This is a genomic window from Pseudomonas tolaasii NCPPB 2192 (assembly GCF_002813445.1).
GTDB classification, from domain to species: Bacteria; Pseudomonadota; Gammaproteobacteria; order Pseudomonadales; family Pseudomonadaceae; genus Aquipseudomonas; species Aquipseudomonas tolaasii.
The window spans coordinates 4,129,461-4,142,300 of record NZ_PHHD01000001.1 but is presented as its reverse complement, the minus strand read 5'-3'; the positions used below and the strand labels follow the sequence as shown (position 1 = coordinate 4,142,300).

The 12,840-nt window shown below is 63.6% G+C and carries 9 protein-coding genes and 1 pseudogene; 5 read left to right on the top strand and 5 right to left on the bottom strand.

What is annotated here, in order from left to right; all coding sequences use genetic code 11:
- Positions 1-37 precede the first annotated feature (37 nt).
- The 5 genes and pseudogenes from ATI14_RS19255 to ATI14_RS19235 all read left to right on the top strand — a co-directional run bounded on the left by ATI14_RS19255 (position 38) and on the right by ATI14_RS19235 (position 4,368).
- The gene (locus tag ATI14_RS19255) at positions 38-982 is read left to right on the top strand and encodes an ABC transporter permease (protein WP_016974040.1); all 945 of its coding nucleotides are present in this window, start codon (positions 38-40) and stop codon (positions 980-982) included.
- Positions 982-1,866, top strand: coding sequence for an ABC transporter permease (locus ATI14_RS19250; protein WP_016974039.1), 885 nt, complete (start codon positions 982-984; stop codon positions 1,864-1,866). Before ATI14_RS19255 ends, ATI14_RS19250 begins: the two co-directional genes overlap by 1 nt.
- Positions 1,867-1,889: 23 nt before the next feature.
- Positions 1,890-3,485: a gamma-glutamyltransferase family protein gene (locus ATI14_RS19245; protein WP_016974038.1), complete on the top strand. Its 1,596-nt coding sequence runs from the start codon at positions 1,890-1,892 to the stop codon at positions 3,483-3,485.
- Positions 3,486-3,709: 224 nt separating this feature from the next.
- Positions 3,710-4,061: pseudogene (locus ATI14_RS19240) on the top strand (toxin).
- The gene (locus tag ATI14_RS19235) at positions 4,051-4,368 is read left to right on the top strand and encodes a helix-turn-helix domain-containing protein (protein WP_017255233.1); all 318 of its coding nucleotides are present in this window, start codon (positions 4,051-4,053) and stop codon (positions 4,366-4,368) included. The pseudogene ATI14_RS19240 and the gene ATI14_RS19235 overlap by 11 nt, the downstream one beginning before the upstream one ends.
- Positions 4,369-4,423: 55 nt before the next feature.
- Here the strand turns inward: ATI14_RS19235 and tagF are convergent, their stop codons facing one another.
- The 5 genes from tagF to tagH all read right to left on the bottom strand — a co-directional run bounded on the left by tagF (position 4,424) and on the right by tagH (position 12,835).
- On the bottom strand, positions 4,424-5,083 hold the full coding sequence (gene tagF, locus ATI14_RS19230) for a type VI secretion system-associated protein TagF (RefSeq protein ID WP_016974036.1): 660 nt from the start codon (positions 5,081-5,083) through the stop codon (positions 4,424-4,426).
- Between the two features lie 9 nt (positions 5,084-5,092).
- Entirely contained in the window at positions 5,093-8,656 is a 3,564-nt protein-coding gene (gene tssM, locus ATI14_RS19225) for a type VI secretion system membrane subunit TssM (RefSeq protein WP_080520533.1), read from the bottom strand.
- Between the two features lie 2 nt (positions 8,657-8,658).
- Positions 8,659-9,945, bottom strand: a complete 1,287-nt coding sequence (icmH, locus tag ATI14_RS19220; RefSeq protein ID WP_017255231.1) for a type IVB secretion system protein IcmH/DotU — start codon at positions 9,943-9,945, stop codon at positions 8,659-8,661.
- 15 nt (positions 9,946-9,960) lie between these two features.
- Complete coding sequence (gene tssK / locus ATI14_RS19215; protein ID WP_016974033.1) at positions 9,961-11,292, bottom strand: type VI secretion system baseplate subunit TssK; 1,332 nt, start codon at positions 11,290-11,292, stop codon at positions 9,961-9,963.
- Positions 11,293-11,395: 103 nt separating this feature from the next.
- Positions 11,396-12,835 carry a type VI secretion system-associated FHA domain protein TagH gene (tagH, locus tag ATI14_RS19210; RefSeq protein WP_016974032.1) on the bottom strand — a complete coding sequence of 480 codons (1,440 nt, stop codon included), beginning with the start codon at positions 12,833-12,835 and terminating at the stop codon, positions 11,396-11,398.
- Positions 12,836-12,840 lie beyond the last annotated feature (5 nt).

Sequence of the window (12,840 nt, the reverse complement as noted above, 5' to 3'; positions counted from 1 at the left end):
TGCGTTTGCACACCCCGATACTCTTTGAGGGTTCGTCATGCTGATCTATATCGTCAGGCGCCTGCTCAGCGCCATCCCCACGCTGGTTCTGGTCTCACTGTTCGTGTTCACCCTGCAAAAACTGCTGCCGGGAGATCCGGTGCTCGCCATGGCCGGTGAAGAGCGTGACCCTGCGGTGATGGAGTACCTGCGGGAAAAATATCGCCTCAACGACCCGCTGCCGCTGCAATACATTCATTGGGTCGGCAACGTGCTGCAAGGTGACTTCGGTACCTCGCTGCGCACCGAACAGCCGGTGACCACACTGGTGGCCTCCAAGCTGCCGGTGACGATTGAGCTATCGGTGCTGGCGCTGGTCATCGCGCTGCTGATCGGTATCCCCGCCGGGGTGATTTCCGCGGTGCGCAAGGGTACCGCCGTGGACTATGGGGCCAATATCGTCGCGTTGTCCGGGATCTCGATTCCGCACTTCTGGCTGGGGCTTTTGCTGATCATGATCTTCGCGGTGAAGCTGCAATGGCTGCCGGCGTCGGGCTTTGTGCCGCTGAGTGAAGACGTGCTGCAAAACCTGAAAACACTGATACTGCCGGCCTTCGTGCTCGGCGCCGGGTTGTCCGGCGTGCTGATGCGCCATACCCGCAGCGCCATGCTCGAAGTGCTGCGCGCCGACTATGTGCGCACGGCCCGGGCCAAAGGGTTGTTCCCGCGCACGGTGATTCTCAAACACGCCCTGCGCAATGCGCTGATGCCCATCGTCACCCTCACCACGCTGTTGTTTGGCGAGTTGCTGGGCGGCGCAGTGCTGACCGAGCAAGTGTTCAGCATTCCCGGCTTCGGCAAAATGATCGTCGATGCCGTGTTCAACCGCGACTACGCCGTGGTGCAAGGCGTGGTGCTGTGCGTCGCCATCGGTTTCCTGTTGTTGAATCTGTTGGCTGACGTGCTCTACCGCCTGATCAACCCACGCTTGAGGACGGCCTGATGACCGCTATCGCTTCGGCTGCTGCGCCTGTTGGCGACTGCGTATTGAAACCGCGCACGCGCTCGCCATTCGTACACAAATTCCTCGCCAACAAAGGCGCGGTGATCGGCGCAACGGTGCTGCTGGTATTTATCGCCGCTGCCCTGCTCGCCCCTTGGATCGCACCGTATGACCCGCTCAAGGCCAACTTCCTCGCGGTGCGCAAGGCGCCGTCGATGCTGTATTGGCTGGGCACCGACGAACTCGGTCGCGACCTCTTTTCACGACTGCTGTGGGGCGCGCGCAGCTCGCTGGTGGCGGGCGGAGTGTCGGTGGCGATTGCCATGGCCATCGGCGTGCCGCTGGGGCTGATCGCCGGTTACTTCGGCGGCAAGCTTGACGCGATGATTTCCCGTGTTGTTGACGCGTTGCTGTCCTGCCCGTTCCTGGTATTGGCGATTGCGCTGGGTGCGTTTCTCGGCCCGAGCCTGACCAACGCAATGATCGCCATCGGGCTCTCGGCCATGCCGATTTTTTCCCGCCTGACCCGCGGCCAGGTGCTGGCCATTCGTCACGAGGATTACCTCGAAGGCGCCCGCGCCATTGGCCTGCCGGACCGCTGGATCATCCTGCGCTACGTGCTGCCCAACGTGATGTCGCCGCTGGTGGTGCAAGCCACGCTGACCATCGCGTCGGCCATCCTCGCCGAAGCCAGCCTGTCGTTCCTCGGCCTGGGCCAGCAACCGCCCTCGCCTTCCTGGGGCTCAATGCTCAATACCGCGAAAAATTTCATGGAGCAGGCGCCGTGGATGTCAATCGCGCCCGGTGTGGCGATCTACATCACCGTCCTGTGCTTCAACCTGTTGGGGGACGGTTTACGTGACGCCCTGGACCCCAAACATTAACCACTGCCGAAAGAGAGCCACGCATGTTTGATGAACTGGATTACAGCCAACCCTACCCATCCGCGCGCTCACCCGTGATGGGCAATAACATGGTCGCCTGCTCCCAGCCACTGGCCGCTCAGGCTGGGCTGGAAATGTTGCGAAAAGGCGGCAACGCCGTCGACGCCGCTATCGCTGCCGCCATGGTGCTGACCGTGGTTGAGCCCACCGGTTGCGGCATCGGCAGCGATGCGTTTGCGATTGTCTGGGACGGCAAAAAGCTGCAAGGCCTGAATGCTTCGGGCCGCTCGCCGCAAGGCTGGACGGCTGAGCATTTTTCCGGCCAGGCGCAAATGCCCCAGCGCGGCTGGGGCTCGGTGACTGTTCCGGGGGCTGTGTCAGCCTGGGTTGCATTGTCCGGGCGCTACGGCAAATTGCCTTTTGCCACACTCGCCGAACCTGCGATTGCCCATGCGCAAAACGGTTATCAGGTCACGCCCATCATTGCCGAGTTGTGGCGCCTGGGTGCCGAGAAATTGAAAGACCAACCGGGGTTTGCCGAGTGCTTTTTACCCGGCGGTAAAGCACCGACAGCCGGCGAGAAAATCCAGCTGAAGGACCACGCAAACACCCTCAAAAGCATCGCTGATACCCAGGGCGAGTCGTTCTACCGGGGCGAACTGGCACACGCCATCATTGCCCATGCCAAGGCCAACGGCAGTGTGATGAGCCTGGATGACCTGGCCGATCACCACGTCGACTGGACCGAAACCCTCTCGGTGCCCTACGCCGGCGCCGTGGTGCACGAACTGCCGCCCAACGGCCAAGGCATCGCCACGCTCGCGGGGCTGAGCATGCTTGAAGCACTCGGTGTCGGTGAGCATCCGGTGGACAGCCCCGAGACGCTGCACCCGGTGCTGGAAGCGATGAAACTGGCGCTGGCCGACCTGCAGCATCATGTGACCGACAGCGACCATATGCGCCTCGACCCTCAGCGCTTGCTTGATCCCGCGTACCTGCGCGAACGTGCTGCGCAGGTCAATGAGCACGCCGCTGATCCGGGCCACGGCTCCCCCAAAGCCGGCGGTACCGTGTGCTTATCGGCGGCAGACGAAAGCGGAATGATGGTCTCATTCATCCAATCCAACTACATGGGCTTCGGCTCCGGCGTGGTGGTGCCGGGAACCGGTATCAGCCTGCAAAACCGTGGGGCTGCTTTCACGCTTGACCCTGAACATGTCAACGCCGTTGCGCCGGGCAAGCGGCCCTTTCACACCATCATTCCGGGTTTTGTGATGAACACCGACGGTACGCCGTTGATGGCCTTCGGCTTGATGGGCGGGCCGATGCAGGCGCAAGGGCACTTGCAGATGATGATGCGCATCCTGCGCTACAAGCAGAACCCGCAAGCAGCCGCCAATGCGCCGCGCTGGCGGATCGAGACCGGGCTGCAGGTGGCGGTGGAGCGCGCGTTCGATCAGCACGTGGCGCAGGCGCTGCGCGCCAAAGGCCACACCATCGACTTTGAGGACCCTAGTGGCGTATTCGCCTTTGGTGGCGCGCAGATCATCCAGCGCACCCGGCATGGTTATGTGGGCGGGACTGACCCACGCAAAGACGGATTGATTGCCGCTTACTGACACACGTCCCCAGCCTGAGCGCTGTCGATCGACAGGGTTCAGGCTGCTCTTTTTCTTTTACCTCCCCCCATCGCGGAAAATTCCCCGCCTCCCTGCCTCCTCCTCTGGCATCCACCCGTTGGAGGCCGCCGTATGGTGGCTGCGTTTTAGGAAAGTTCCCACAACCAGGTCACTTGACCTCAAGCGTGTGGGCCAACAAACTATACGCAGTCTACGTACAGAACATGGAAGCTCTATTTATCGAACTGCCGGCCTTCGAACGGCATCGCAAGGACTACTTGAGTGATGAGCTTTTTCACGGTTTTCAACAGGAATTAATGAAAAACCCGGAAGCAGGCGATGTGATTGAAGGAACAAGCGGCCTACGAAAAGTTCGTTTCGTCGATGAGCGACGAAACAAAGGCAAGCGCGGTGGCCTGCGGGGTCATTTATTACTGGTGGTCGGGCGGTACGCAATTCTGGTTGTTCACCCTGTACGGCAAACACGAACAGGACGACCTGACACCCCACCACAAAAAAGCGCTTAAACACATGCTGGACAGGGAAATCAAAGCGAGGGCACATGATGAAACGTGAAATCTTTTCCGAACTGGTCGAAGGCTTTGACGCGCTGGCGGACGAACGCCAAGGCAAAATCACCCTGCGTACCCACAAGGTTCACCTCAACAAGCTGGAACCGCTCACCGCCGAGGAAGTGGTCGCCGTCCGCCAGCAACTCAACCTCTCCCGGTCGGTGTTCGCGATGTATCTGCGCACCAACACCCGCACCCTGGAAAACTGGGAGCAAGGCCGGGCCAAGCCCAATGCCCAAGCCGTCACCCTGATTCGTCTGGTGGCGCGCTTTCCGGAAACCGTTGCACAATTGGCAGCCTTGGGTTCGTGAAGCCGTCGGGTTAAGAACACTATGGCGAGCGAGCTTGCCACAACAGGCCCGCTCGCTACAGCCCGCCAATCATATCGGCAAAAGTCTCGCCATCCGGCAACCCCTCCCCCACCCAGATCGACGGCGCCACTCGCGGCGAGCCTTCGGTCCAGAACAGGGAATGTCCGGCAAGTCCGAGCGCGTCGATCTGTGCACTCAATTGCGGCATGCCGTCGCCGATACGCTCCGGGTCCGGCAGATCAAGCCAGCGGGCCGGTGTCGACACATCATGTGTGTAGCTTGCCGGCGTCCAGCAGCCCGGCGATGGCAGCGCCAGCAACGCCTCATCAAAGGCGTCCAGGGAAAACACTTCGCTCAGCGCCGACAACGCAAGACGCTCCAGCTGACCGTACCAGAGCACATCGCGCTCCAGCCGCGCCAGCAATGGCACGTCTTCACCCGCCGTGGCGAGGGTCAGCGGAAAATACCGCCCCACGCGGTCCACACTGGGGATCATCACCCCCGCCCAACCGCTGTCACCACACACCCCCGCCGCCAGCGCGAAATGCCAGATCGGGCTGCACAGGTACACCTCCAGCCATTGCTCACCGAGGCGCTCGCGACTGCACTGCAAGCCGGCTTGCAGGCAGGCGTCCCAGGGGTTCAGAAAGGTCGACGGCAAACGCCGGCTGACAAAATCCCCCAGGCTTGCGACCTTGCCGAAAAATCCATTCATGGCTGATCCTTAAAAGCTGCTGGGGCAATGGAACGACTCTGAACCGTCGCGGCGGAACGGGTTGATCACACTGCTGGCGCGCAACTGGTACGCCACGCGGTGGCCCTCCACGGTGAAGGTCAATTGCAATTGCTCGTCCTGAGCGCTGACCGCCGCCTTGTCCATCATGCGCAGCCAGCCCCATGGGCCGTCACTGCGCAACGGGTTGACCAGCGCCGGCGTGGTGTCCAGGCGTACCAACCCGCCAGACTTGCCGCTGGGCAGGGAGATGCTGGTGAAATCCGGCGAAGTGCCGGTGTCGTACACCACGGGCTGGCCATCAATGTCCAGCGTCACTTTGGTCAACGCCGGGTCGGCCCCCAGGGCCTTGAGATCAAAACGCATCGACGGCTGGCGCGCCCCCGCCACAAAAAACATATCGCGCAGTTTGGCGCCACGCTGGAACTGGTTGAGCACATCCTGGGAGATATTCAGCGGCGTCACGCCGGTTGAACGCCAGCGCCACTGGCTACCGCTCATGTCGACGTAAGGCGCGAGGTTCTTGCTGAAAAAGTCATCCATCAAGCCGCCGGGGCCGAAGAATTTGCCGAAGTCATCGGCAGTGGCATCGCGGCCGGAGCTGCGCACCAACGGGTAACGCCCATCGATGGCAACTCGGCAAAACGGCGCGCCGGTGGCCTCCCACAGCGCGTTCAAACGGGCCTTTTCGTTGCCCAGCGTCAGCGCGGTACCACCGGCCTCCACATCGCGCAGCAAAGTCGACAAAGGTGCCGGCTGGGTATCGCCCGAGCGCTTCAAGCGCCCCAACACTTCATTGGACGGCGCCGGTGCAGCGCTGCGACGGGCGGCGTCGGCGCTGTCGAAGAACTGCCCGGCGTCTTTCAACGACGCCAGTACTTCGTCCAGTGGCTGCGGGCCACTGCCCGAGCCCACCAGGCGATGCAACGCGGCAAAATGCTGGTCCACCGGGTTGGCCGAAGCCTCCGCCACCGGCGCCGGACTGTCGCCGCCCAGGGCCGTTTGCAGCTTCTGGGTGGCGGCGGCGATCTTGTCGCGCACGCGCTGGTCGGTGTCTTTGCTGGTGGCCGAAGTCAGGGCGCCGTCCAGGGTGGTTTCCCTGGAGACGGCCTGCAGCAAAGCCTTCAGCGGTGAATCGGTGGCGGCCAGCGCATTGGTCACCTGGGACGCCTGGCCCAGGCTGGTCAAGGGCGACAGGTGCACGTCGGCCAGAAACGTGTCCCACTGGCGGATGTAATCGGCGTAATACAGCTCCAGCACCGCCGCCTGCATGGCCGGGTTGCCGCCGGCAATCTGCGCCGACTCCTGGCGATCAAGTACCCAACTGTCCTTGGCCATGTCGGCCACGGCTTGCGGGGTCTTGTCGGTCAGCTCACGGTAACCGGCGATCCGGTACACGCCGCTGACCCCACGGGACAACGGCTCACCACTGGCGCGGGTAAACAGCGACGATACGTCCCGCCCCACCGCGCTGTTGACGCTCAACTCCGGCAAATGCTGCTGATCCACCTGGCGTTTCACACGGTTATAGATGCGCTGGGACAGCGGCATGCTCGCCAGCGCCAGGCGCACCTTGGCGATCAACGCGCTGTCCAGTTGCACCGGTTCGGCCTCGTCGTCAGCTTCCAGCAGCGCCGCCACATGGTCCGACAGCTGCTGCAACTGCGCGGGCGTGGCCTGCGGCAGTTCGCGGCGCCAATCCACATCGACCCAGGCCTGCACGGAGGCCGCATCGAAGTACTGCCGTTCGCCGAGCATCAGGTAGGCGCGCAGGGTTTCATAGAGGAACTCCTGATTGCTGGCATCGCCCCGGCGCAATGCGTTTTCCATATTGGCGACGATGTGCGGCAGCAGCGTACTGCGCAGCAGACGGCGATACAGGGTGATCGCCCCTGCACCCAGCTTGTTGCCCTGGTACAGACCCATGCGGCTGAGCAGCGGCACGCTGTTGTCGGTGTCGGCGTAACCGCTCGGCAAGCTGCGCGCAGCGTTAAGCAATGGCAACGTCACCAGCACATCGCCTTCGGCGGGCAGCGCCTTGGCCAGTTGCGCGACATTGGCAGCGGCGCTCGACGCATCGGCGATCAGTTGCAGGTTGCGGTTGTAGCTGATGGTCATTGCCGCCAGCAGCAGCACGAACACCGCCGCCGCCGTGATCCGCCCGGCCCGGCCGAGCAAACGCCGACGCCGCTGTTCCTGATGATTAACCCCGGCCAGCCCGGCCTCCTTGAAAATCACCTCACGCAGCAAACGGGTGATGAAGTAGCTGCGCCCGCTGGCCACATTGGGCGCCAACACCTTGCGACCCAGGCCAAACGACGCCGCCAGCGACGTCAGCACGCGATCAATCGGGCTGCCTTCCTGGGTGCCGCTGGTGAAATACACCCCGCGCAGCAACGCCGGTTCCTGATAACGGTTGGCTTCGAACACGGTATTGAGAAAGCGTGTCAGGCCCTCGCCGAGGCTGGCGAACTGTTGCGGAAAGCTGTAGAGCAAGGCGCGGCGCGACAGGTCGCGCTCCTGCTGCAAACGCTCCAGCACGCGCCGCTGCAGTTGGCGCTCCAGCGCATCGAATTCGCCGGGGAACGACGCGAGGCCGGTATCGGCCTGTGGTGGTTGTGCCAGCGGGAACGTCACGCCCCACACTTGCGCGCGCTCATCACGGCCGAAGTGCTCGAAAAACTCCGAGAAGCCCGCGAGCAAATCGCACTTGGTGATAATCACATACACCGGGAAGCGCAGGCCCAGGCGCTCATACAACTCGTTGATGCGCGCGCGAATCGCCAAGGCCTGAGCCTGGCGTTGGGCTTCGGTCTGTTGCAGCAGGTCGCTGACGCTCAACGCGACAATCACACCGTTGACCGGGCGTTGGCGACGGTACTTTTTCAGCAGGTCGAGAAACCCGCCCCAGGCCGCACGGTCCACTTCGGTGTAGCTGTCCTGGGTGGTGTAGCGCCCAGCGGTGTCGAGCAACACCGCTTCGTCGGTGAACCACCAGTCGCAATGCCGCGTACCGCCCACACCGCCGATGGCGCCGCTGCCCATGGCCTCACGCAGGGGAAACTGCAGGCCGGAATGGGTCAGCGCGGTGGTCTTGCCGCTGCCCGGTGCGCCGACAAACATGTACCACGGCAGCTGATACAAATACTGCCCGCTCATCTTCCAGCCGGGGTTGGCCTTGCGCAGCACCGCCATGGCCGAACGCATGCGCTCGCCCAGCTCCGCCACTTCGGCCTGGGTTTCGCGCACACCGGGGGCCACCGCGGGCGCCTCGGCCACGCCGGCCATCAGGCCACGGTTGGCCCGCCACGCGCGCCACAGGCGCCAGGCAAAATAGCCTGCCCAAATCAGCACAAACAGCGCGATCAAACCCCACCGACGCGACTCCGGCGCCAACGGCTCGCTGCCGTTGAACGCTAGCAACGGGCCTTCGTACCACACCAGCAACGACAGCAGCGCCACGCCGATCAGCGACAACAACCACGGCTTGAGCAGCCACAGAATAAAGCGCTCCACCGGGGACCATAACAATGAGAAAAACGAAGAAAAGTTCATGGTTATTGCGCCTGGGAAGGGATCAACACGGTGATATCGACGCGGCGGTTACGCGCGCGATTGGCCGCTGAATCGTTGGGGACCAGCGGCTCGGTTTCGCCACGGCCCTCGCTGCGGTAACGCTCGGCCGGTCCGGCACGCTGCGCCAGCAACCGCGCCACGGTCTTGGCCCGCGCCTGGGACAGGTCGAAGTTGGAGCCTAGTCGCGAGGTCGCCGACGGCCGCACGTTGTCGGTGTGGCCGACCACCACCACATCCCCCGGCACCGTGGCCAGGGCGTCACCGATGCGCGCAAGCAAACCGTCGAAGTTGCTCGACACCTCGGCACTGCCGGACGCAAACACGCCGTCGCCGCGCAGGGTAATCACCGAACGGTCCGCACTGTCCTTGACCACCACCAGGCCCTGGGCCACTTCCGGCGCAAGAAAGCCAGACAAGCGCACCGGCGCCGGTTCCGCCGGCGCCGCTACCTTGAGCGGCGAGGCCACGCGGATCGAACCGAGCTGGGCAAACACCGGGTCGGATGCCCGGTTAAGCAACCAGCTGTAGGTCAACTGCACACTCAACAGCAGCACCGCCGCCACCGACGCCAGCACCCACAGCGGCACACGGCGCAGCATCGACGCCTGGGGCGCCTCGGCGCCGCGCCAGCGTGGCGACAGGTCCTGTTCCTGATTGCCGCGCTGCTGGTTGATCAATTGCAGCAGGCGCTCGCGCAACAGGCCCAGTTGGTCGAGGCCGCGGTCCAGCACGCGATAACGCCCTTCAAGGCCCAGCGCCATGCACAGGTACATCAACTCCAGCACATCGACATGGGTGCGCAGGTCCTGGCTCAGGCGCTGCAGAATCATGAAGAACTTTTCGCCGCCCCACGCTTCGTTGTGGAACGTCACCAACAGGCTGCGGCTGCCCCAAACGCCTGCGCCCCATGGCGTGCTGGCGATGGTTTCGTCCACCAGCGTGCACAGCGCGTAGCGCGCAGCGGCGACGGTTTCCACGTCCACCTGGCTGGCGCGGGCCTGGGCTTCGAAGGCCTGCACCGCCTGAATCAAACGCTGGCGCAGGCTTTCCATATCCGGCATCGCGGTCAGGGTGCGCAGCGGTACCACGAGGTCGAGCAACGGGTTGGCGGCGCGCACCAGCGGGTTGAGGCCCTTGCCATGCAGCACCAGGGCGGCGCGCTGCACATCACCGGCAGGCGCACTCGCAGGCGCGGCCCGGCGCCCACCGGGCGTGGGGATCAGCAAGGTGCGGTCAGGGTCCTGGCCGCCATCAAAAGTGTCGTTCACGTCAGTCACCCTGCCTTAGTTCCGAATGGCCCAGAACTGCATTTCCAGCCCCGGGAACACCCCGGCGATATGCATGGCAAAGCCGGCCGACTGGCTGAGCAATTGCCAATATTCGCTGCTGCGATCGAGTTCGAAATAGGTAAAGCCGGCATGGAACGGCAACTGCCGCGGCGCCACCGGCAATGGGCGCAGGCCGATGCCTGGCAACTGCAGGTTGACCAGGTCGCGGATCTTCTCCACCGAGCCGATCTTCACTTGCGGCGGGAAGCCGTTGCGCACGCTTTCGGCGGACATTTGTGCCTGTACCGCGAGGATGAAGGTGGCCGAACGCAGCAGTTCCTGGTCGGGCAACACCGCCACGCGAATCCCGTATTGGCGCTCCTCCAGCGGGATGGCGATGGCCCGCACGTCCATCACCGCCGACAGGGCGCGGCGCAGGTCGAGCATCACCGGGGCGAAGGTTTCCGCCAGCGCGGCATGGCGATACACCGGGTAGCTGGCAGCGCGTTTGTCGTCGCGGGTAAAGGTCGCCAGCTCACCGGCCAGCGACGCGAGGTCACGGTACAACTGCTCGGGGTGCAGGCCGGTCATCGCCGACAAATGCCGCACCAGCGGCAAGCTGCGGTTGAGCAACTGCAACAACAGGAAATCGGCGATTTCCGCCGCGCCGCTGCCGTCGGGGCGGGTCAGGCGCGACGCCAACGCTTCGACCCGTTGCTGCACCAGGCCCAGCAATTCATCGTTGAACGCCCGCAGGCGCTCGGCGGCGCGGATATCCAGGCACGGCGGGCAGTATTCGCGGTCGAGCACCACACTTTTGTCCGCGCGTTTTTCCACCACATGGGCGATGCCCAGCACGCTGTGGGTGTCGACCACATCGCCTTCAAATGCCAGGCGCAAACGCAGTTTGCCGATACTCATCAGCGCGCTGCTGTCCAGCCCATTGCTGTCCCAGGCCTCGTATTCACTGCTGCGGTGGCGAGCGAAGTTTTCAAAGCCGGGGGTGTCGTCAACCTCGGACACGCCGGGGCGCAGGCTCGGCAAGGCCAGCACCACCTTGAGGTCGCGGGCGTCGTCGGGGATCTCCAGCGGCAGCGGCATTTCATCATCAAACGGCAGGCCCACGGGCGTGCCATCGGGCAACACGCCGCTGTACGACAGCAGCGACAACTTGCCCATCGCCAACTGCTGCGGGTCGATTTCCAGTTTGGAAAACCCCCAGCCATAGGCACGCAAAGTGGCGACCCGCGCTTCCAGTTGGGTTTGCAGAAAACGGTCATGTTGCTGCAGGTGCTGAGGCTGCAACAGCATGCCTTCGGACCAGACTACCTTGTTATTCCAGGACATAAATTCTTCTCTCAAACTGAGCAGACAGTTGCGGCAAAAGGCCGTGGCAAGAGGCTTTCTGTGGCGAGCGGGCTTGCCCCGCGTTGGGCTGCGAAGCAGGCCTTTACTGCCTCATCCGCGCCACCTGCTCCTCATAAGCCTTGGAAAACAGCTCGCCGAACAACCGCTGCAAATCCTCATCGGCGTCCCGCGCCAAATCCTCGTAACGCTCCACCAGGCGGTCCCACAACCGCGCCTTGCGCCGCGCCGGCATCCATTTGTCGAGCGCACCGTGGGTGGTGCGACGCTGCTCCACACGCGCCGGATCAAAACGCTGCACCACCGCGCCCAACGCCGCGCGCATGCCGGCAATCACCGCCAGTTCATGGGCCTTGAGGTCATCGAAGGACGCATTCATGGCTTTGACCGGGCGCATATAGGCCGGCGAATCACCATTGAGCATCTGGGTGAGCGCGCTGTCGGCGTCGGGGAAAAACTTGAGCGGGTTGTTGGAATAGGCCCCGATCATGGTCATGTCGATGTGGCTTTCACGCTTGGTCAGCGCGCGGGCCATGAGCACGTCCATGGTGCCGCCGGTGGCGGCGCGCAGCATTTCACCGACCAGTTGGGCAAGCTCGGTGGGGGTGCGGGAGGTGTGGAGGTCGGGGAGGCCTAAACCTTGGAGCAATGCATGCAACACTGCGTTCTCACTGGTGGGCACTGTCGGTGTGGGAGCGGGCTTGCCCGCGATGGCCTCAGGGACAATGATTTTTTCCGGAATTACTTCAATCTCAGAGACCGCCATCGCGGGCAAGTCGAATCGTCGCACCGCCGCTCCCACAGTTGGTTCCGGGATGACTGCGGGTTGGGTGGCCAGCCCATGGAGCGGGTCGTAGTCATCCGGGATCACCTGGGGCTCGGCCTGCCAGATCGGCGGGGTGAATGCCTGCATCTGCGGCGCTACATGGTCGCTCTCGGTGCCCCGAAACACGGGTGTCAGCGACGGGTTCAAACCCAGCGGATCGGACAGCGGCATGGCGCCGTCAAACAGCGAGTTGCCTTCCAGAATGCGTGCACCGGCAAGGTCATCGTGCAGCAACACCGGCACCACCACTTCGGGGTCGCGCACCAGCGGCTGCGGCACTTCCAGCGGCGGCAACTCGGCGGCCACCGGCGGCGGTGGCGGTACAAACAGCGGCGGCAGGATGCGCGTGGCGAGCGCATCGTCTTCCGGCTCCGGCGCGACAGGCTGTTCCAGGCGAACCTCCAGCGCGTAGTCGCCGATCACCAGGCGGTCGCCCTCTTCCAGCGCGCGTTCGCGGCCATTGCCCAACGGGCGTTCGTTGACCAGGCTGGGGTTGCTGCCGGTGTCCGTGATAAAGAACTGCTCACCGCGCAACTCGACGCGCGCGTGCACACGCGAGATGTATTTGCCCGGGTCATCCAGGGTCAGGTCATTGTCCGGCCCGCGGCCAATGGAACCGCCGACCTCGGTAAAACGGCAGATCACGTCGCCGGGCATCGGTTGGTCGCGGTAGCTTTTAACCAGCAGGATCAGGTTCATAGCGG